The 20,125-nt window shown below is 60.9% G+C and carries 15 protein-coding genes; 7 read left to right on the forward strand and 8 right to left on the reverse strand.

What is annotated here, in order from left to right; translation table 11 throughout:
- Window positions 1–120 precede the first annotated feature (120 nt).
- Together AB9L16_RS16150 and lpxH are read left to right on the forward strand one after the other, a co-directional pair.
- Window positions 121–627, forward strand: a complete 507-nt coding sequence (locus AB9L16_RS16150) for a peptidylprolyl isomerase (RefSeq protein ID WP_150634928.1) — start codon at window positions 121–123, stop codon at window positions 625–627.
- A complete protein-coding gene (gene lpxH / locus AB9L16_RS16155; protein WP_252876571.1) occupies window positions 624–1,370 on the forward strand; it encodes a UDP-2,3-diacylglucosamine diphosphatase in 747 nt (248 codons plus the stop codon). Before AB9L16_RS16150 ends, lpxH begins: the two co-directional genes overlap by 4 nt.
- Window positions 1,371–1,549: 179 nt before the next feature.
- Here lpxH and AB9L16_RS16160 read toward each other — a convergent pair whose 3' ends face one another.
- The 7 genes from AB9L16_RS16160 to AB9L16_RS16190 form a co-directional block, all read right to left on the reverse strand.
- On the reverse strand, window positions 1,550–3,079 hold the full coding sequence (locus AB9L16_RS16160; protein ID WP_206421885.1) for a DHA2 family efflux MFS transporter permease subunit: 1,530 nt from the start codon (window positions 3,077–3,079) through the stop codon (window positions 1,550–1,552).
- Window positions 3,080–3,317: 238 nt separating this feature from the next.
- Window positions 3,318–4,520, reverse strand: coding sequence for an efflux RND transporter periplasmic adaptor subunit (locus tag AB9L16_RS16165; RefSeq protein WP_375122385.1), 1,203 nt, complete (start codon window positions 4,518–4,520; stop codon window positions 3,318–3,320).
- A gap of 15 nt (window positions 4,521–4,535) precedes the next feature.
- The gene (locus tag AB9L16_RS16170; RefSeq protein ID WP_375122386.1) at window positions 4,536–6,005 is read right to left on the reverse strand and encodes an efflux transporter outer membrane subunit; all 1,470 of its coding nucleotides are present in this window, start codon (window positions 6,003–6,005) and stop codon (window positions 4,536–4,538) included.
- A complete protein-coding gene (locus AB9L16_RS16175; protein WP_024013429.1) occupies window positions 5,995–6,477 on the reverse strand; it encodes a MarR family winged helix-turn-helix transcriptional regulator in 483 nt (160 codons plus the stop codon). Before AB9L16_RS16175 ends, AB9L16_RS16170 begins: the two co-directional genes overlap by 11 nt.
- A gap of 235 nt (window positions 6,478–6,712) precedes the next feature.
- Complete coding sequence (locus tag AB9L16_RS16180) at window positions 6,713–10,387, reverse strand: translocation/assembly module TamB domain-containing protein (RefSeq protein WP_375122387.1); 3,675 nt, start codon at window positions 10,385–10,387, stop codon at window positions 6,713–6,715.
- Window positions 10,384–12,111 carry an autotransporter assembly complex family protein gene (locus AB9L16_RS16185; protein WP_056788842.1) on the reverse strand — a complete coding sequence of 576 codons (1,728 nt, stop codon included), beginning with the start codon at window positions 12,109–12,111 and terminating at the stop codon, window positions 10,384–10,386. The genes AB9L16_RS16180 and AB9L16_RS16185 overlap by 4 nt, the downstream gene beginning before the upstream one ends.
- A 66-nt stretch (window positions 12,112–12,177) precedes the next feature.
- On the reverse strand, window positions 12,178–12,828 hold the full coding sequence (locus AB9L16_RS16190) for an N-acetyltransferase (protein ID WP_041477100.1): 651 nt from the start codon (window positions 12,826–12,828) through the stop codon (window positions 12,178–12,180).
- A 260-nt stretch (window positions 12,829–13,088) separates the two neighbouring features.
- Here AB9L16_RS16190 and xthA point away from each other — a divergent pair, with 260 nt between their 5' ends.
- Window positions 13,089–13,901: an exodeoxyribonuclease III gene (gene xthA / locus AB9L16_RS16195; RefSeq protein ID WP_041477104.1), complete on the forward strand. Its 813-nt coding sequence runs from the start codon at window positions 13,089–13,091 to the stop codon at window positions 13,899–13,901.
- Between the two features lie 179 nt (window positions 13,902–14,080).
- Window positions 14,081–15,415, forward strand: a complete 1,335-nt coding sequence (locus tag AB9L16_RS16200) for a substrate-binding domain-containing protein (protein ID WP_375122388.1) — start codon at window positions 14,081–14,083, stop codon at window positions 15,413–15,415.
- 121 nt (window positions 15,416–15,536) lie between these two features.
- Here the strand turns inward: AB9L16_RS16200 and AB9L16_RS16205 are convergent, their stop codons facing one another.
- Window positions 15,537–16,766, reverse strand: a complete 1,230-nt coding sequence (locus AB9L16_RS16205; protein WP_024013435.1) for an acyl-CoA dehydrogenase — start codon at window positions 16,764–16,766, stop codon at window positions 15,537–15,539.
- Between the two features lie 171 nt (window positions 16,767–16,937).
- On the opposite strand from AB9L16_RS16205, the gene AB9L16_RS16210 reads away from it, so the two are divergent.
- The 3 genes from AB9L16_RS16210 to AB9L16_RS16220 all read left to right on the forward strand — a co-directional run bounded on the left by AB9L16_RS16210 (window position 16,938) and on the right by AB9L16_RS16220 (window position 19,510).
- Window positions 16,938–17,867: a LysR family transcriptional regulator gene (locus tag AB9L16_RS16210; RefSeq protein ID WP_262135995.1), complete on the forward strand. Its 930-nt coding sequence runs from the start codon at window positions 16,938–16,940 to the stop codon at window positions 17,865–17,867.
- Between the two features lie 199 nt (window positions 17,868–18,066).
- Complete coding sequence (locus tag AB9L16_RS16215) at window positions 18,067–18,465, forward strand: MerR family DNA-binding transcriptional regulator (RefSeq protein ID WP_039763349.1); 399 nt, start codon at window positions 18,067–18,069, stop codon at window positions 18,463–18,465.
- Between the two features lie 145 nt (window positions 18,466–18,610).
- Window positions 18,611–19,510 (forward strand): hydroxymethylglutaryl-CoA lyase, encoded by a 900-nt coding sequence (locus tag AB9L16_RS16220; RefSeq protein WP_252886437.1) that lies wholly within the window; start codon window positions 18,611–18,613, stop codon window positions 19,508–19,510.
- Window positions 19,511–20,125 lie beyond the last annotated feature (615 nt).

The raw sequence follows: 20,125 nt of genomic DNA on the forward strand, positions 1-20,125 counted from the left end.
AAAAACCGCCTCGAAATTCGCGCCTGTCACGCTAAACTGCGCACCTTGGCCGAAGCAGGCTGAACCGGTTGTGGGGCTAAAGGTCCCAGAACCACGAATTCCCTATGAAGAGTAATGACCATGACTCAAGTCAAACTGACCACCAACCATGGCGACATCGTCATCGAACTGAACGCTGAAAAGGCGCCGATCACCGTTGCCAACTTCATCGAGTACGTCAACGCCGGTCACTACACCAACACCGTATTCCACCGCGTCATCGGTAACTTCATGATCCAGGGCGGCGGTTTCGAGCCTGGCATGAAAGAAAAGAAAGACAAGCGCCCAAGCATCCAGAACGAAGCGGACAACGGTCTCTCCAACGACAAATACACCGTCGCCATGGCCCGCACCATGGAGCCGCATTCGGCTTCGGCGCAGTTCTTCATCAACGTCGCCGACAACACCTTCCTCAACCACAGCGGCAAGACCACTCAGGGCTGGGGCTACGCGGTATTCGGTAAAGTGACCGCCGGCACCGACGTTGTCGACAAGATCAAAGGCGTGTCGACCACTTCCAAGTCCGGCCACCAGGACGTACCCGCAGACGACGTGATCATCGAGAAAGCCGAGATCATCGCAGCGTGATATTGCTGATTTCAGACTTGCATCTGGAAGAGGAGCGCCCGGACATTACCCGGGCGTTTCTGGATTTGCTCGCCGGACGCGCCCGCTCGGCGAGTGCGTTGTACATCCTCGGCGACTTCTTCGAGGCGTGGATTGGCGACGACGCCATGACGCCCTTTCAGCGTTCCATCTGCCAAGCCCTGCGCGATTTGAGCGACAGCGGCACGGCCATATTCCTGATGCACGGCAATCGCGACTTCATGCTCGGCAAGGCCTTCTGCAAACAGGCCGGCTGCACATTGCTGAAGGACCCGAGTGTCGTGCAGTTCTACGGCGAGCCGGTGCTGCTGATGCACGGCGACAGCCTGTGCACCCGCGACGTTGGCTACATGAAGCTGCGCCGCTACCTGCGCAACCCGATTACCCTGTTCATCCTCCGTCACCTGCCACTGCGCAGCCGCCATAAACTGGCGCGCAAGCTACGCAGCGAAAGCCGCGCACAGACGCGGATGAAGGCCAATGACATCGTCGATGTCACCCCGGAAGAGATTCCGCGAGTGATGCACGAATTCGGCGTGAAAACCCTGATCCACGGCCATACCCATCGCCCGGCAATTCACAAGTTGCAGCTGGGTGAACAAGCGGCGAAGCGGATTGTGCTGGGGGATTGGGATCGTCAGGGTTGGGCGTTGCAGGTGGATGAGAGCGGGTATGCCTTGGCGCCGTTCGATTTCGCCCCGCCGCTGGCATTGCCGCACGGCTGAAGAGCTTTACCCCCTCACCCCAGCCCTCTCCCCCAGGGGGGCGAGGGGGAAAGGGAGCTGATCGCATGCAGTTCAAAACCTGAGTTCGACTCGGTATCGCAAGTCGATGTACCTCGAACATGCACCGCGGTCAGTCCCCTCTCCCTCCGGGAGAGGGTTAGGGTGAGGGGCTCTTGATTCTAGTGCCCCGAAGCTGCCGGCCCGGCCTTGGCGGCAAACGGCGGTTTCGCCAGCCATACAATCAAAATCAGCCCCATGAATCCCCACCCTAGCAACGTGAAGTAATCCACGGTCGAAAGCATGTACGCCTGGCTGGTGAGGATCTGGTCCATCTGCGCATACGCCGACTGGCTCGCCCCACCCAACTGATTCAGGGTCTCGCGGGTGGCCGGCTCAAACGTGCTGATGCTTTCGCTCATATACGCATGATGCTGATCGGCCCGGCGAATCCAGATCCAGGTGGTCAGCGACGCCGCAAAGCTGCCGCCCAATGTCCGCAGGAACGTCGCCAGGCCTGCGCCGTCAGCAATCTGGCTCGGCGGCAAGTCCGACATCAGAATACTCAGGGTCGGCATGAAGAACAGCGCCACACCGATACCCATGAACAACTGCACCAGAGCGATGTGCTGGAAGTCGACCTCGTTGGTGAACTCGGCGCGCATGAAACAGCTCAGGCCAATCGCCAGAAACGCAATGCCGGCGAGCAGACGCAGGTCGAACTTGTGCGCGTATTTGCCGACAAATGGCGACAGCAACACCGGCAGAATCCCGATCGGCGCCACGGCAAGTCCCGCCCAGGTCGCGGTGTAACCCATTTGCGTTTGCAGCCACTGCGGCAGGATCAGGTTGATGCCGAAGAACCCGGCGTAACCCAAGACCAGCACCAGCGTGCCGATGCGGAAGTTGCGATAGGCGAACAGGCGCAGGTTGACCACCGGATGGCGGTCGGTCATTTCCCAGATCACGAACACCGCCAGCGCGACCACGGAAATCGCCGCGCCGATGATGATGAAGTTCGATTCGAACCAGTCCAGATCATTGCCCTTGTCGAGGATCACCTGCAACGCGCCGACGCCAATGATCAGGGTGATCAGGCCGACGTAATCCATCGGCTGGCGACTGGTCACCACCGGCCGTTTCGCCAGTTGCGAACGCACCACCATCACCGCAAAGATGCCGATCGGCACGTTGATAAAGAAGATCCACGGCCAGCTGTAACTGTCGGTAATCCAGCCGCCGAGAATCGGCCCGGCAATCGGCGCGACCACCGTGACCATCGCCAGCAATGCCAGGGCCATCCCGCGTTTGGCCGGCGGATACACCGCGATCAACAGCGTCTGCGTCATCGGATACAGCGGCCCGGCCACGAGGCCTTGCAGCACACGAAAGCCGATCAGCTCAGGCATCGAAGTGGAGATACCGCAGAGAAACGACGCCAGTACAAACAGCATCGTCGCCCACAGAAACAGCTTCACCTCGCCGAAGCGGCGGCTGAGCCAACCGGTCAGCGGCAGCGCAATCGCGTTGCTCACGGCGAACGAAGTGATGACCCAGGTGCCCTGCTCCGAACTCACCCCGAGGTTGCCGGAAATCGTCGGCAGCGCCACGTTGGCGATGGTCGTGTCGAGCACTTGCATGAACGTCGCCAGCGACAGGCCGATGGTGCTGAGCAACAGGCTGGGCGGCGTGAAAGAAGCGTTATTGCTCATTGTGAATCCTATGAAACCTGATGGTCGCTGCGGCCTGATGAACACAGCCGGCCCTGTGGTAACAGGCCCTTGTGGCGAGGGGATTTATCCCCGCTGGGTCGCGAAGCGGCCCCTCTTTTGGCTCAGGAAAAACGGGCCTGCTGCGCAGTCCAGCGGGGATAAATCCCCTCGCCACAGATAAATCCCCTCGCCACAGATAACCCCTCACCACAGAGCCTGCTTCTGATCCGGTGTGCTCTCAGCGCTGTGCGGTCTTGCCTGCTGCTGCGCTGTTGTCGTGAATCAACTGGGCAATCATCGCGTCCGCTTCGGCCAGTTGGCGCTCGTAGACGTTGGTGCTGAACGAGGCCTTTTGCGGCGGTTGCTGGGCCAGCACCGGGCCGCTCTGGTCGTGCAGATTGACCTCGACATTGGTCGACAGACCGACACGCAGCGGGTGCCTGGCCAGCTCTTCGGCGTTGATGTGGATACGCACCGGCACACGCTGAACAATCTTGATCCAGTTACCGGTGGCGTTCTGTGCCGGCAGCAGAGCAAACGCGCTACCCGTACCGGCACCGAGGCTGTCGACGGTGCCGCTGTATTTCACGTCGCTGCCATAAATATCGGCCTCGATATCGACAGGCTGGCCGATGCGCATGTCGCGCAGTTGGGTTTCCTTGAAGTTGGCGTCGATCCACAGCTGATCCAGCGGAATCACCGCCATCAGCGCGGTGCCCGGCTGTACGCGCTGACCGAGTTGCACGGTGCGCTTGGCGACGTAACCGGTGACCGGCGCAATCAAGGTGCTGCGCGCATTGGTCAGATAGGCCTGACGCAGATCGGCAGCTGCCGACATCACGTCTGGATGCGACGAGACCACGGTGTCGTCGACCAGTGCGCTAGTGGTTTTCAGTTGCTGTTTGGCGTTGGCCAGTGCGTTCTGCGCCGAGGTCAGGTCGTCGCGGGCGTGGGACAGTTCTTCCTGGGAAATCGCCCCGCCTTGGGCCAGATTTTTGCGGCGGTTGTAGTTGTCCTGGGCTTTCTGCACTTCGGCCTGCTGCGCGTTGACCTGCGCTTTCATGCCGTCGACGTTGCTGTACAAACCGCGCACCTGACGCACGGTGCGCGCCAGTTTGGCCTTGGCACTCTGCAGGCCGACTTCGGCATCGTTGGGGTCGAAGTCGACCAGCACCTGGCCTTCATGGACCAGATCACCGTCGTCGGCGCCGATGCTGACCACGGTGCCGGTGACCAGCGGCGTGATCTCCACGACGTTGCCGTTGACGTAGGCATCGTCGGTGCTTTCGTTAAAGCGCCCGATGAATTCGTGATAGGCCCAGACGCCGGCAATGGCGAGCAGGACGACCACGGCGAGGGCCAGCAGCATCACCTTGCGTTTGCGCGGGTTGCCGGTGTCCGGGGTGTTGTCTTGAGCTTGGGTGTTTTCGGCAGTGGCCATGACAAATACCTTGAATTAATGGTGCGACGAGGCGGGGCTGGCGTTGGCTGCGTTCAGGTTTTCACCCTGAAAGCCGCCGCCCAGCGCTTGCATCAGTTGAATCGACAGGTCGATCTGCTCGGCATTGAGGGTCGCCAGCTGACGCTGTGCCTGGAGCAATTGCTGCTCGATGCTGAGCACGTCCAGGTAGTTGCCGATGCCGGAACCGTAACGCTGGACGACGGTGTTGTAAGAATCCTGAGCGATGTCGGTGGCATGTTGCTGCGCGCCGATCTGCCGGCCGATATCGCGTAACTGATTGATCGTATCGCCGACATCGCCCAGGGCTTTGACCAGACTCTTGTTGTACTGCGCCACCGCCAGATCGTAATCGGCGTCGCGCGCATCGAGGTTGGCGCGCAAGCGTCCGCCATCGAAAATCGGCAGCGATACGGTCGGCGCGATGTTGAAGAAACGGCTGGCCGAACCGAACATCGCATCACCCAGCAACGACTCGGCGCCGGCCGAGGCCGACAGGTTGAGGTTGGGATAGAAGCGGGTTTTCGCCGCATCGATGTCTTTGCTCGCCGCCTCGACCCGCCAGCGCGCCGCGACCAGATCCGGGCGGCGGCCGAGCAGTTCCGCCGGCAACACCGACGGCACCGCCACGGCGCTGGCTTGCAGAACTTTCGGTCGAGCGATTTCGTTGCCACGATCCGGGCCTTTGCCGAGCAATACCGCCAAGGCGATTTTCGCGCTGTTCAGGCGTTTTTCCGCGTCGATCAGGCTCGCTTGAGAACTGGCTTCCAGACTCTGGGTTTGCTGGAACTGGTACTGGCTATCGATCCCCGAACTCAAGCGGCGCTGACTGAGGTCGAGCATTTGCCGGGTGCGCTTGAGGTCTTCGCTGGCAAGGTCATAAACGATGTGCGCCTGACCGAGATCGCTATACGCACGGGCGACGTCAGCGGCAAGTGTCAGCTGCGCGGCCTGACGGTCGACTTCAGCAGCGCGAGCCTCGCCGAGGGCGGCTTCCCAGGCATCGCGCTGGCCGCCCCACAAATCGAAGTTGTAATTGAAACCGGCGCTGACATTGCGCACCGTCGCATAGGCACCGCCCTGCCCCAGCGGATCCTGATCACGAGCCAGCCGCGAACGGCTGATGCCGGCGCTGGCGTCGAGGGTCGGATAACGCTCGGCATCGGCGGCATAGGCGGCGGCACTGGCCTGATGAGCGCGGGCTGCGGCGATCTGCATGTCCGGGCTGTCTTGCAGGGCTTCGCGGATCAGGCCGTCGAGCTGCGGATCACCGAGGCTGCTCCACCAATCGCTTTTCGGCCACGCCGCCGGCGACAGGCTGACGCCGTCCAGAGACTGCGCTGTCTTCAGGCTCTTCGCGTCGAGGCGCTGGCCTTCAGTGTCGAGGCCGCTGTAATTGGCGCAACCGGCGAGGATCATCGCCGACAACAGCAGCGTCAGACTGCTGCGCAAAGTGTTAGCGCTCATTGTGATCACCTAGACGCTGTATGGTGATCGGGTCACCGGCGGCCAGCAGGATTTTCTTGAGGATGTATTCCAGGGTTTTCAACTCTTCGCGGGAGATCGCGCCGGCCAGCTCATTCATCGCATCGGCACCGATGTGCGGCAGACGATCAGCCAGTTGCTGGCCCTGCTCGGTCAGCTTCAACTGCACCTGACGCCGGTCGCCTTCGCTGCGCTGGCGAATCAGAAAAGCCTTCTGCTCGAGGCGATCGAGCATGCGCGTCATCGACCCGCTGTCAAGCGACAGATGGCGGCACAGCTCGGCCGGGGTGTCGACGCCGAACTGGGCCATGATGATCAACACCTTGAACTGCGCGGCGGTGATGCCGTGGGGTTCCATGTGGGTATCGATGATCCGGTCCTTGAGCAACGCGGCACGACCGAGCAACAGGCCGAGGTGGCAATGTTTGAATTCTTCCGGAGTGAAATGCTTCATGGGTCGACCTGATAACTGCCTAGGCAGTGAATGTATGTCGAGATGTTACTGCTTAGGCAGCGAATGTCAACGCAATAGTTAGGGGGCTTGGTAATTAGTTGACCAGTGGGCTGGGTTTTATCGCGTGAGCGACCGCATTCGCGAGCAGGCTCGCTCCCACAGGTAAAACACGTTCCAATGTGGGAGCGAGCCTGCTCGCGAAGGGTGCGACTCGGTTCAAATGAGCAGGTGCGCTCTAGAAATCCCGCTTGTAGAAAATATCCAGCGAACTCGCCACGCCGCTCGCCGCTTCGACGTAGACCTTCTTGCTCAGCTTGTAGCGCAAGGCGATGGTGCTGGCCGGTTCGAAGACGCCGACGCCGTAGCGCAGGCTGAGTTTTTCGGAGATGTTGCCGCTGGCGACGACGCTGGTGTCGTTGCCGCTGCCCTGGGTGTCGAGCTGGAAATCCTCGATGCCCAGATCCTTGGCCAGACCACTGGTGACCCCGGCGCTGCCCATCAGGCCCAGGCCCAGCGCGGCTTGCGCGAGCATGTTGTTGTCTTCGCCGCTGGTGCTCAGCGGACGGCCCAGCACCAGGTACGACAGCGCCTGTTCCTGACTCATCGCCGGTTCGGAGAAGATCTGCGTGGTCGGCTGTTCGGCGCTGCCGCTCAGGCGAATACCGGCGATGACGTCGTCGGTCTGGCGGATCGCTTCGATGTCCAGATATGGCTGGTCGATGGGACCGGCGAACAACAGACGCGCGCGACGCACGGTCAGGCGCTGGCCGTAGGCGCGATAGCGGCCGTCGTTGAGCCAGAGTTCGCCACGGGTGTCCATGTTGTCGCCGATGTGCACCTGACCTTGCAGATTGGCGGTCAGGCCGAAACCGGCAAAGCTCAGCTTGTCCTGGCCGACGATCACGTCGATGTCCATTTTCATCGCGATCGGTGGTTTGCCCTCTTCGGTCTGCGCGCCAACGATGATCGTGTCGTCGGAGACTTTTACCGTCGATGGCGGCAGCTCGCGCACGGTGATTTCGCCTTTCGGCACCAGCACCTTGCCGGCAACTTTCAGCTCATCGCCGGCCATGGAAATCTTCAGATCCGGGGCCATTTCCAGTTTGGCGTAGGGCTCGACGCTGACCGGCAATTGCGTGCCCTTGAGCGCCAGATCGACCACCAGCGCCTGCCCCCAAGCGACGTTGCCGTTGAGGCTGCCCTTGCCAGTCTTGCCGCTGTTCCAGCCTCCGTCCAGGCGCATCGACTCGCCGGCGATCGCCGCAGTCAGTTGCAGATTCTGCAGCTCCATCGGCAGTTCGGCGCCGGACACTTCGCCATCGCTGAGCTGCACGGTGCCGTTGACCAGCGGTGCGAGCAAACCACCGGAGATCGTGCCACTGCCGTTGAGGCGGCCGGTGAGTTTCTCGACCATCGGTACAAACGGCCGCGCCACCGACAGGTCGAGGCCAGAGAGGCGGAACGAGCCGCTCAGCGGTTTGTTCTTCGGCAGCGGATTGAGCTGCGCCTGGACCATCAATTCGCCGAGTTTGCCGCCGACAAAATTGAGCTCGGTGTCGACGCGCTTGGGCGTGAGCTTGCTGCTGAGTTTGAGGGTCTGGTAGGGGAAATCCAGCCAGCGATCCTTGTCGCGCACGCGCAGGGTGCCGCCGCTGGCGTCGACACTGACCACGCCGTTCGGGCCGCTGGCGGGCAGGTCCAGTTGCAGATCGGCGTTGAGCCGGCCCTGCCAGGCGAAGTCTTTGGGCAGCCATTGCGCAAGGCTTTCGATCGGGAATTGCTTGAGGTGATAACGCAGCTTAGGCTCGGGCATCAGGCGCTGATCTTCGCCACACAGGCTGGCATTGCCGGACAGCCAGCAATGCGCGCCGAAATTGATCTGGCCGTCCGCCAAGCGCTCCAGTCTGGCCGGGCTTTGCAGCTTCCAGTCCTGGCCACCGGCCTGAATGTCGCCACTGGCCAAGCGTCCGTGCCAGTTGCCCTTGTCGAGATTGCCGTCCAGACCCAGCGCCAGTTTCAGCTTCGGTCCGATCAGGTCGAGGTTGAGTTTCTGGCTTTTGATATCGCCCTGAGCACTGGCGGTCAGGGTGCCCAGCGAGGTGTCGCCGGTCTGAATGCCGCTGCCTTTGAGATTGATCTTCGCTCGTTGCGCGCTGTCGAGCGTGGCGTCGAGGTTGAGGCTTTGCAGGCGATTGTCCTGGAAGGCCAGTTGCGAACCTTGCAGATCAAGCTTGCCCTGTGGCGCCTTCAGCGTACCGGCGACGTTGATCTGGCCGTTGACCTGCCCGCGCAGTTGCGGCCAGAGCTGGGCCAGACGCGGCAGCTTGATGTCGATCTGCCCGCCGAGTTTGTCCTGCAGGCTGCCCTTGCCGTTGATGCTGTTATCGCCGAGGCGGATCTGCAGGGCGTTGAGGTTCCACCGCTCGCCAGCGCCGTCAGCCTTGGCCTGGAGGACCGCCGGCTGACCGCGCAATTTGCCTTTGAGGTCGAGGTCGGCGCTGAGGCTGAGCTGATCATTCTTCATCTCGCCCTTACTCTGCAACGGCCCGGCCAGGGTGCCCGGCAGTTCGGCGACCCAGTACGCCGGGTTGAGCGCCGACAGATCCAGCGCGGTATCCCAGGCGATGCCGTCGGCGAAGCGCACATTGACGTGCCCTTCGGCCTTGCCCTGCCCGGCCTGCATGACCAGTTGCGGCAAGGCGATCTGTTCCAGACTGCCACTGAACGGACTGCTCAAGGTGAACGCCCCGGCCGGGCCATCCAGCGCAGCGTCGAAGTTGCCGAGGTACTGACCGTCGGTGTAGGACACTTCGCCGGTAAAGGTGCGCAACGTCACTTGCGGCTCGTCGATTTCCGGATAGAGCCGGTGCCACGGGAAGTCTTGCCAGTTGATATTGGCCTGAGCGCTGAGGCCTTTGCTCCAGTCGACATTGCCGGTGAGCTTGAGGCTTTGCTTGTCGTTGGCGTTGAGGTCGAGCCCGGCGATCTGCGCGCCGTTGGCGTCAACCTTGCCCTTGAGCAGCAGCGCCACCGGTGATTTCTCGGCGGGCAACGATGCGTTGCCGAGCAGTTGATAACCGTTTTTCAGGTCGCCTTCGCCGGTGAGCACAAGCTGATTGAATTGCAGGGTGTCCGGCAAATCGGCGCTCGGCTTGAACGCATCGCTGGTGACGCGCAGCTTGGCCGGGAGGTTTTCCGCCAGCGCTTGCAGCTCGCCGTTCAACTGGCCGTCGAGGTAGCCGCGGCTGTCGGCGTGCAGGTTGAGGGTTTTCAGCAGGTCGCCGTCGACTTTCAGCGCCAGCGTCCACGGCTCGCTGCCGGGAGAAGGCAAAGTCAAATCGCCCTGAATCGTCAGCGGCCAGTTGCCGCTCGGTTGCAGCAGGCCGGACAGGTTCAGGCTGAGCTCGTCGCGCTGCAATTTCACGCTGTCGATCTGCAGCCCCTGAGCGGTCCAGTGCGCCGCCAGTTGCAAGCCCTTGAGCTGTTCGCTGCCGTTGAACAACAGGCTGCCCACCTCGACGTCGCCCAATTCGATGGCCAACGGCAATTGCAGGTCCGGCAGTGTGATCGGGCCGCTCTCGGTGGTTTCTTCGCTCGGCGGGAATTGCAGGACGACCTGATCGGCCTTGAGCTGATCAATGCACAAGGTCATGCGCGTCAGGCACAGCGGCGACCAGGCGAAGATTGCCTTGTTCAGCTCGACGCGGCTGGTGTCCTGTTGCCATACCAGGTGATCGGCACTCCACTGCCCAGCGAGGCGACCGTGGAAATTCTCCACGCTCAAGCCGGGCACAAGGCCCAGCGCCCAACGGCTGCCGGCCTGCGTGCCAAGCAGTGCGGCCAGGCTCAAGACAATCAACACGACCAGCGCCAACAGCGTCAGCGCCGTTATTTTCACACCACGCTTCACAGCTCAGGCCCCATGGAAAAGTGCAGCCGGATGCCGCCGTCGTCGTCCAGCGCATGGGCCAGGTCAAGGCGGATCGGCCCGACCGGCGAGACCCAGCGCACACCTACACCGACCCCGGTCTTGAGGTCGGGCAGTTCGAGTTTGTTAAAAGAGTTGCCTTGGTCGACGAAGGTCGCGACCCGCCATTTCTCGGCGATCGAATACTGATACTCGACGCTGCCGGCAATCATGTAGCGGCCACCGATGCGGTCGCCGTCAGAGTTTTTCGGCGACAGGCTCTGATAGTCGTAACCGCGCACGCTCTGATCGCCACCGGCAAAGAAGCGCAGCGACGGCGGAATCGAGTTGTAGCCGTTGGTGGCGCTGCCGCCGACCTGCACGCGACCGAGCAAGCGGTGCTTGTCGAACACCGTGGTCAGGCCCTTGACCAGCGCGGTGCCATATAAAAGGTTGTTGTCCGAACCGAGGCCTTCCTTGGCCACTTTGCTTTCGAAGCTCAGGCGATAGCCGTTACGCGGATCGATGCGGTTGTCGCTTTTCAGATAGGAATAACTGATGCCGGGCATGAGCAACGTGCTCAGGCCGGAGTCGTCGCCGAGTTCGTATTCTTCACGTTGCCATTTCAGCGAGATCACCCGCTGCCAGCCGCTGGGCAACTTGCTGTGCCATTCCGGGCCGAAAGTCAGCAGTTTGCTGAGGGTGTCGGAGCCTTCGATGTCTTCGAACTGATAGCCGCCGGCCCAGCGCAGTTTGTCGGTCAATGGCGGGTCGAGCGGGATGTCGTAGAACAGCCCGACGTTCTGCCGGGGCGCCGAGAGCTCGGCCTCCCAGCCATAGCTGTCGCCCTGCGGGTTGACCCAGTGACGCGTCCAGTTGGCCTTGATCCGTGGCCCGACGTCGGTCGAATAACCGAGGCCCAGGCCCATGGTGCGCGGCTTGCGCGTGTCGAGTTTGACGGCGACCGGAATCACATCGTTCTGCGCTGCCGTCGGTGCCGCGTCGACACGCACGCCTTCGAAATAGCCGCTCGATTGCAGGTCGCGATTGAGTTCGGCGATCAGTTCCGAATCGTAAGGCTCGCCTGCCTTGAACGGCACCATGCGTTGCAGCAGGTCTTCGTCGAACGGCGTGTCGCCCTCGAAACTGACTTTGCCCAGCGCATAGCGCGGGCCGCTGTCGTAGATCAATTCGATGTCGGCGACACCTGCGCGCGGGTCGACCATGAGTTTCTGGCTGGTGAAATGACCGCTGAAGTAACCGAAGCGCGAGGCCTGATTTTGAATCACGCGCTTGGCGTCTTCGTAACGGCCATGGTTGAGCACGGCGCCGGACTTGAGCAGGTCGCTTTTCGGCACGCGAAAGGATTTCAGCGAGGCTGCCGGGCCGTCGACGCGCACGGTGACGTTGCGCAGGCGAATCGGCTCGCCGGGATCGATGTTCAACACCAGACGCGGTTTTTCTCCGCCCTTGACGTCACTGTCGATCTGCGGCTGGTAATAGCCCAACGCCTGCGCCGCTTTGCGCGCCTGCTCTTCGGCGCCGCGACTGAAACGCAGCAAGGCTTCTTCGTCGCGATCGCCGAGGCTGCCGATATAGCCTTCTATATTGGCCTTGAGTTCATCGTTGGACGGCTTGATCCGTACATCCAATTCACTTTGCGCCAGCGCCGCGCAGCTGGATAACAGCATCAGCACGCCGCTGGTAAATCTTCGTGGAAACTTCATAGGCGCGGATGCTATCACGGGCTCGGGAGCCTGATAGAACAGGTAATTTGTGAAGAAGTTCGATCATTATCCCGTTGCTGTTTGTAACACCTGCGGATTGGCGTGGAAAAATACGTGTTCGCGCACCGGCCCGACGGCAACCTCGCCGATCTCCTGATAACCCTGCCTTTTATAGAATTCCAGGTAGCGCGGGTTGCCGGTGTCGAGCACCACGCCTTGCGATGTTTCATCGACGGCGCACCAGTTGTGCACGGCAGTGAGCAACTGTTCGCCGTAGTGTTTGCCTTGAAACTGCGGGTGAACGCCGAGCAACGGCAGCATGTGCACCGAATCACCCGGCACGCATGCAGCAACGGCATCGTGGTATTCCAGATAACGCCGGGTGCAGCGAAAACCGGTGCTGAGCACCATGCGCAAGCGCCACGCCCAACTTTCGGTAACGCCCAGGCGCCGTTGCGGCGGTGCGATCAGGGCGATGCCGATCAAGCGATCGTTGACCAACAGGCCGATTGCCGGCAGGTCCTGGAGAAAATGCTGTTTGACCAGCTCGCGCACCGTGGCGCGCACCCGTTGTTCATAGCCGGGACGTTCGGCTTCGAACAGGTAGCCGAAGGTCGGCTCGTGGCGATAGGCCTGATACAGCAACGAGCGGGCTTCGCGCGAATAGCCGCGGTCGAGCATATGGATGTCGGCAACGGCGGTCTGGGTTTCAGGCATTGCAGTGATTCTCCCCGGGGGCGCGCTCGGAGGCTGGCGCGCTTGTTGGTACGAACCTTGGGCGGATGTGGTGGTTCCCCTGACAGGTATAGACCAAGTCGGGATCTTCATCGATCTCGCCGGCCTCTTCGCGAGCAGGCTCGCTCCCACAGAGGCGCTGCATAGGGCATCACAAATCCCACAGGCCAAAATGATTTGTCCCACACTGGCCCATCTCCCCCATGTCAGCTAGCATCGCCCTTTTGCCAGGACTGCCGACCATGAAGATTGTTTCCTTCAACATCAACGGACTGCGTGCCCGTCCGCATCAGCTGGCAGCGCTGATCGAAAAACATCAGCCCGACGTGATCGGCCTGCAGGAAACCAAGGTCCACGACGACCAGTTCCCCCTCGAAGACATCCGCGCCCTCGGCTACCACGTGCACTTCCATGGCCAGAAAGGTCATTACGGGGTCGCCCTGCTCTCGCGCAACGAACCGATCGCCATCCATAAAGGCTTCGCCACCGATGAAGAAGACGCGCAGCGGCGGTTTATCTGGGGCACTTTTGCCGATGCCAACGGCGTGCCGGTGACGATCATGAACGGCTATTTCCCACAAGGTGAAAGCCGCGACCACCCAACCAAATTCCCTGCCAAAGAGCGTTTCTACAGCGATCTGCAAGCGCTGCTGGAAAGCCAGTTCCACAATGAACAGCCACTGGTGGTGATGGGCGATGTGAACATTTCCCCGGAAGACTGCGACATCGGCATCGGCCCGGACAACATGAAGCGCTGGCTGAAAACCGGCAAATGCAGCTTCCTGCCGGAGGAGCGCGAGTGGATGGCGCGCCTGAAAAACTGGGGCCTGACCGACAGCTACCGTCACCTCAATCCCGACGTGAGCGACATGTTCAGCTGGTTCGACTACCGCAGCCGTGGCTTTGAAGATGAGCCCAAACGCGGCCTGCGCATCGATGTAATTCTGGCTTCCCATGGCCTGCTGCCACGGGTCAAGGACGCCGGCGTGGACTACGAACTGCGCGGCATGGAAAAGCCATCGGACCATGCGCCGATCTGGCTTGAGCTGGCCTGAGGGAATTTTCATTGTGGGAGCGAGCCTGCTCGCGAATGCGGTGGATCAGCGACGAATTTTTCGACTGACACGGCGCCTTCGCGAGCAGGCTCGCTCCCACAGGTAATCCCCTGTCATATTTCGGTCACGCGCCTGACTTAATCTCCCCGGCAATCCCCTTGGCTTGATTCGGTGCCGGCATGACCCTGCGTGTTCTCTGCATTTTCCTGTTGAGTGGCTGGTTGTCGATCTACGCCGCCGCCCTGCCGATCCCCGAAAACGGCCCGGCTCTACGCATTCAGGGCTCCAACACCATCGGTGCCGATCTGGGTCCGGCGCTGGTCGAAGGCCTGTTGCAGCAACAAGGCCTGCTGAAAATCCACCGCGAAACCCCGGACACCGCCAACGAACAACGCATCGTCGGCCAGACCGCACAAGGGCAACGCGTGATCATCGAAGTTGCCGCTCACGGTTCCAGCACCGGTTTCGCTGCGTTGAAAAACGCCAGCGCCGATCTGGCCGCCTCTTCCCGTGAGATCAAGGACAGCGAACTGCTTGCCCTGCAAACCCTCGGCGATCTGAAAAGCCCGGCGGCCGAGCAAGTCATTGCCATCGATGGCCTGGCGATCATCCTCAACCCGGCCAACCCGCTTGAGCAGTTGAACACCGAGCAACTGGCGCGGATTTTTGCCGGCGAAGTGAAAACCTGGGAAGAACTCGGTGGCCGTGGCGGCGCCATTCATTTATATGCGCGGGATGATCAATCGGGGACGTACGACACGTTCAAGGAACTGGTCCTGAGCCGGCGTGGGAAAAGTCTCGGCAGCGCGGCGAAGCGTTTCGAATCCAGCGAGCAATTGTCCGATGCGGTCAGCAACGATCCGCAAGGTATCGGCTTCATCGGCTTGCCCTATGTCCGTCAAGCCAAAGCCGTGGCGATTGCCGACGGCGCGTCGCAAGCGATGCTGCCGCTGAACAGCCTGATCGCCACCGAAGACTATCCGCTGTCGCGGCGCTTGTTCTTTTATCTACCGCCGGACATCCAGAATCCGTGGGCGCAGGCGTTGGCAACGTTCGCGCAAAGTCCACAGGGACAGGCGATCGTCGCGACCAGCGGTTTTGTCAGCCAGACCGTGCAGGCCATGAGCGTGGCGCCGAATGCGCTGATGCCAGAGGGTTATCAATCTCTCAGCCGGCATGCCCAGCGTCTGACAGTGAATTTCCGTTTTGCCGAGGGCAGCGCCAGTCTGGACAACAAGGCGCGGCAGGATCTGGCGCGGGTGCTCGACTATATAAAGCGCAATGGCAAGACCGAACGGGCGGTGACGCTGGTGGGGTTTGGTGATTTGAAGGATGACCCGGCGCGGGCTGATCTACTGTCGAAGCTGCGAGCAATGGCGGTGCGGCGCGAGCTGGTCAAAAACGGTGTGGTCATGCGCGAAGTACGCGGCTTTGGTGCGCTGATGCCGGTGGCGACCAACAGCGCGGATGAAGGGCGGATCAAGAATCGGCGGGTTGAGGTTTGGGTGTATTGATCCTGATGTCGATGTGCTGAGTGTACAGGCCCTTTCGCGAGCAGGCTCGCTCCCACATTGGATCTGTGGCGTGCACAAATCTTGTGGGAGCGAGCCTGCTCGCGAATGAGGCGACGCGGTATTACTGGCCGCTACGCATCATCTCCTTCGGCACATACTTGCCGATCTCGAACTTGCCAATCGCCGCGCGGTGCACTTCGTCGGGGCCGTCGGCCAGGCGCAGGGTGCGCTGCATCGCATACATATAGGCCAGCGGGAAATCGTTCGACACCCCTGCCCCGCCATGCATCTGGATCGCCCGGTCGATCACCCGCAAGGCCACGTTCGGTGCGACGACTTTGATCTGCGCAATCTCGCTTTTCGCCACTTTGTTGCCGACGGTGTCCATCATGTACGCCGCTTTCAACGTCAGCAGACGCGCCATGTCGATCTCCATCCGCGAGTCGGCGATCTTGTCGATGTTGCCGCCCAGACGCGCCAGCGGTTTGCCGAATGCGGTGCGGCTCACCGAGCGTTTGCACATCAGTTCCAGCGCACGCTCGGCCATGCCGATCGAACGCATGCAGTGGTGAATCCGCCCTGGGCCAAGGCGACCCTGAGCGATTTCGAAGCCGCGTCCTTCACCGAGCAGAACGTTTTCGTACGGCACCCGAACGTTGTCGAACAGCACTTCGGCGTGACCGTGCGGTGCGTCGTCGTAGCCGAATACCGGCAGCGGACGGACGATTTTCACCCCGGGGGTGTCGACCGGCACGAGGATCATCGAATGCTGGGCGTGACGCGGCGCGTCGGGGTTGCTCAGGCCCATGAAGATCAGAATCTTGCAGCGCGGATCGCAGGCGCCGGAGGTCCACCATTTCTTGCCGTTGATCACCCACTGATCGCCATCACGCACGGCCCGGGCGGCCATGTTGGTCGCGTCGGAAGATGCCACGTCGGGCTCGGTCATGGCGAACGCCGAACGAATCTCGCCGCGCAGCAGCGGCTCGAGCCAGCGCTGTTTCTGCTCTTCGTTGGCGTAGCGCACCAGCACTTCCATGTTGCCGGTGTCCGGCGCCGAGCAGTTGAACGGCTCCGGCCCCAGCAGGGAACGGCCCATGATTTCCGCCAATGGCGCATATTCGAGGTTACTCAGGCCGGCGCCCAGCTCGGACTCAGGCAGAAACAAATTCCACAGCCCTTCAGCCTTGGCCTTGGCCTTGAGCTCTTCCATGATTGCGGTCGGCTGCCAGCGATCGCCCTCGGCGACCTGGCGTTCGAACACCGCTTCGGCCGGGTAAACGTAAGTGTCCATGAACGCAGTCACGCGCTCACGCAGTTCCTGAACCTTGGGCGAATAAGCGAAATCCATGGGTAGTTACCTTCTCGGGCAGAGGTTGTTCAAGTCATGCAATCGATGCTAGAACAGCGCTGATCATTTACCTAGCCTATTCTCGGCGTGTATAAACATTCATCACCAATATATGATCCGCTGATCGTCAGCCCCAAAACACTTGCACTTAATAACAAGAGAAGCCGCGTTATGAATCTGAGCAAGGTCGACCTGAACCTTTTCATCGTCTTCGACGCGATCTACACGGAAGCCAACCTGACCCGCGCCGGGCAGATTGTCGGCATCACCCAGCCGGCGGTGTCCAATGCCCTGGCGCGGTTGCGCGAAACCTTCAACGACCCGCTCTTCGTGCGTACCGCTCAGGGCATGGTGCCCACGCCGATGGCGCAGAACATCATCGGCCCGGTGCGCAACGCCCTGTCGCTGCTGCGCGTGTCGGTGCAGGAAAGCCGCATCTTCAACCCGGCGCAGGCGGCCAAGACTTACCGCATCAGCATGACCGATTTGACGGAGGCAATCATTCTGCCGCCCTTGTTCCAGCGTCTGCGCCGCCTGGCGCCGACGGTGATCATCGAAAGCTTTCTGTCCAAGCGCCGGGAAACCACCAAGGAACTGGCCGCCGGGCGTCTGGATTTCGCCGTGGATGCGCCGCTCAACACCGACCCGCAGGTACGCCACGTCAAGCTGATGGACGACCGTTACGTCTGCGCCATGCGCAAGGGCCATCCAATGGCGAGCAAGGAAAAACTCAGTCTCGATGACTATTTGTCGCTGACTCACATCCATATTTCCAGCCGCCGCAGTGGTCTGGGCTATGTCGATCTGGCGCTGGGCAAAATGGGCATCCAGCGCAAGATCGCCCTGCGCTCGCAGCACTATCTGATGGCCTCGCAAGTGATGCAGCAGACCGACATGGTCATGACCGTGCCGGAACGCTTCGCCCGCCGCCATGATCTGCAATCGTTCAATTTGCCGGTGAATGATGTGCCCTCGGTGGAAACGCACCTGTATTGGCATGAGAGCACCGACCAGGACCCGGCCAACCGCTGGATGCGCGAGCAGATGATCGAGTTGTGCCAACAGGTGACGGCGCAGGAGAAGAAGCTGGAGAAGGTGTAGGGCTTTTTTACCGCGTTATCGTTCTTCGCGAGCAGGCTCGCTCCCACAATGAATTGCATTTCATCTGAAGGAACGCGGTCGAATGTGGGAGCGAGCCTGCTCGCGAAGAGGCCTGTACGGACACCCCAAATCCATCCCGCTTGACGTAAACGTAAACCACCGATTAGCTTAGCGCCATGCCCCTTTTCCGAGCGCTTTCATGAGCAGTCAGACCTATAGCATTTCCGACCTCGCCCGCGAGCTGGACATCACCACCCGGGCGATCCGCTTTTATGAAGAGCAAGGCCTGCTCAGCCCCGAGCGTCGTGGCCAGGAACGTATCTATTCGCCGCGCGACAAGGTCACTCTGAAGCTGATCCTGCGCGGCAAGCGCATCGGTTTTTCCCTGGCCGAATGCCGCGAGCTGATCGAGCTCTATGACCCTAGCGGCGGTAACACCAAACAGCTCAACAGCATGCTGGCGAAAATCAGCGAACGCCGCGAACAGCTCGAACAGCAGTTGCTGGATATCGAACAGATGAAGCTCGAGCTGGACACTGCTGAAGAGCGCTGCGTGCAGGCGTTGGAGCAGACGCTCAAGAGCCAGCAGGCGGTCTAGCCAACACTGGCGCCCCTGTGGGAGCGAGCCTGCTCGCGAATGCATTCTGTCATCCAACATTAACGGTGACTGATCCACCGCTTTCGCGAGCAGGCTCGCTCCCACAGGGTTCTTCGTGAACTAAAAAAACAGGCAGGTCCCACCCATGTCCCTCCCCTCCCAAGTACGCCTGATCGAAGTCGGCCCGCGCGATGGCCTGCAGAACGAAGCCCAACCGATCAGCGTGGCTGACAAGGTGCAACTGGTCGATGCCCTGAGCGCCGCCGGGCTCGGCTACATCGAAGTCGGCAGTTTCGTCTCGCCGAAATGGGTGCCGCAGATGGCCGGCTCCGCCGAGGTGTTTGCGCAGATCCAGCGCAAACCCGGCGTGACCTACGGCGCGCTGGCGCCGAACTTGCGCGGCTTTGAAGACGCGCTCGCCGCCGGGGTCAAGGAAGTCGCGGTGTTCGCCGCCGCCTCCGAGGCGTTCTCGCAGCGCAACATCAATTGCTCGATCAACGAAAGCCTGGCGCGGTTTGCGCCGATCATGGAGGCCGCCAAACAACACGGCGTTACCGTGCGCGGTTACGTTTCCTGTGTGCTGGGCTGCCCGTATGAAGGCACGGTCGCGCCGGAGCAAGTGGCGATGGTCGCGCGCGAGCTGTACGCGATGGGCTGCTACGAAGTGTCGCTGGGCGACACCATCGGCACCGGCACGGCGGGCGCGACCCGGCGCCTGTTCGAGGTGGTCTCGGCGCAGGTACCACGGGACAAGCTTGCCGGGCATTTCCACGACACCTATGGCCAGGCCATGGCCAATATCTACGCCAGCCTGCTCGAAGGCATTGCGGTGTTCGACAGCTCTATCGCCGGCCTTGGCGGCTGCCCTTACGCCAAAGGCGCGAGCGGTAACGTCGCGACCGAAGACGTGGTGTACCTGCTGGATGGCTTGGGCATCGAGACCGGTATCGACCTGGACGCCTTGATTGCTGCGGGCCAGCAGATCAGTGCAGTGCTCGGCCGTCCAAGCGGTTCGCGAGTGGCCAAGGCACGCAGCGCGCAGTGAGGTGTTACCGCTGGGTCAGTGCTGTGGGCAAAAGCGAGTAACACGGAAACAAATTGTCTGGCTTTGCCCTGGGGTGAAAAAGCCCGAAAAACTTAAATCACTGATTTATAAGACTTTTTAAAAGTTGGCACGACACCTGCTATCTCTATGGCATAACAAGAATAAAAAGCCGCAAACCAATAAAAACAAGACGAAACGACTCTGACATAACAAGAACAACACGGCAGAGACGCAGCTAACAGATTTTTTTGGAGAAGGTGTGCTTTTCAGGGTGCTCTCAGGAGTGACCCGCAACCGGGCAGAGAACAATAAAACTACCTTCAGGTAGCTCCCGAATCGGTTGGATCGTTAAACGAGAAAGCAGATCAGCGCTCAAAAAAATACGTTTGCTCTTGACCCCGGATGGGGGTCGCCAAAAAGCTGTACAGGGCCACGGTTGCCAAAAACAACAACAGACCGACCCTCAATAATAAAAAGAGCACGCAACGACAAATTAAAGGGGAGCTTCGGCTCCCCTTTGTGCTTTCTGCAATTCGTCTCTCTATCACTGCATCCCTGTGGGAGCGAGCCTGCTCGCGAAAACGGTGTGCCAGACACATTTGCGCTGAATGACAC

The organism is Pseudomonas sp. LW8, from assembly GCF_041956865.1.
GTDB lineage: Bacteria > Pseudomonadota > Gammaproteobacteria > Pseudomonadales > Pseudomonadaceae > Aquipseudomonas > Aquipseudomonas siliginis.

What these genes read in the sequence shown, in the direction of transcription:
- AB9L16_RS16150 (WP_150634928.1), top strand. Translation starts at nt 121, where the DNA reads ATGACTCAAGTCAAACTGACCACCAACCATGGCGACATCGTCATCGAA.
- AB9L16_RS16160 (WP_206421885.1), bottom strand. Translation starts at nt 3,079, where the DNA reads ATGAGCAATAACGCTTCTTTCACGCCGCCCAGCCTGTTGCTCAGCACC.
- AB9L16_RS16165 (WP_375122385.1), bottom strand. Translation starts at nt 4,520, where the DNA reads ATGGCCACTGCCGAAAACACCCAAGCTCAAGACAACACCCCGGACACC.
- AB9L16_RS16170 (WP_375122386.1), bottom strand. Translation starts at nt 6,005, where the DNA reads ATGAGCGCTAACACTTTGCGCAGCAGTCTGACGCTGCTGTTGTCGGCG.
- AB9L16_RS16175 (WP_024013429.1), bottom strand. Translation starts at nt 6,477, where the DNA reads ATGAAGCATTTCACTCCGGAAGAATTCAAACATTGCCACCTCGGCCTG.
- AB9L16_RS16185 (WP_056788842.1), bottom strand. Translation starts at nt 12,111, where the DNA reads ATGAAGTTTCCACGAAGATTTACCAGCGGCGTGCTGATGCTGTTATCC.
- AB9L16_RS16190 (WP_041477100.1), bottom strand. Translation starts at nt 12,828, where the DNA reads ATGCCTGAAACCCAGACCGCCGTTGCCGACATCCATATGCTCGACCGC.
- xthA (WP_041477104.1), top strand. Translation starts at nt 13,089, where the DNA reads ATGAAGATTGTTTCCTTCAACATCAACGGACTGCGTGCCCGTCCGCAT.
- AB9L16_RS16200 (WP_375122388.1), top strand. Translation starts at nt 14,081, where the DNA reads ATGACCCTGCGTGTTCTCTGCATTTTCCTGTTGAGTGGCTGGTTGTCG.
- AB9L16_RS16205 (WP_024013435.1), bottom strand. Translation starts at nt 16,766, where the DNA reads ATGGATTTCGCTTATTCGCCCAAGGTTCAGGAACTGCGTGAGCGCGTG.
- AB9L16_RS16210 (WP_262135995.1), top strand. Translation starts at nt 16,938, where the DNA reads ATGAATCTGAGCAAGGTCGACCTGAACCTTTTCATCGTCTTCGACGCG.
- AB9L16_RS16215 (WP_039763349.1), top strand. Translation starts at nt 18,067, where the DNA reads ATGAGCAGTCAGACCTATAGCATTTCCGACCTCGCCCGCGAGCTGGAC.
- AB9L16_RS16220 (WP_252886437.1), top strand. Translation starts at nt 18,611, where the DNA reads ATGTCCCTCCCCTCCCAAGTACGCCTGATCGAAGTCGGCCCGCGCGAT.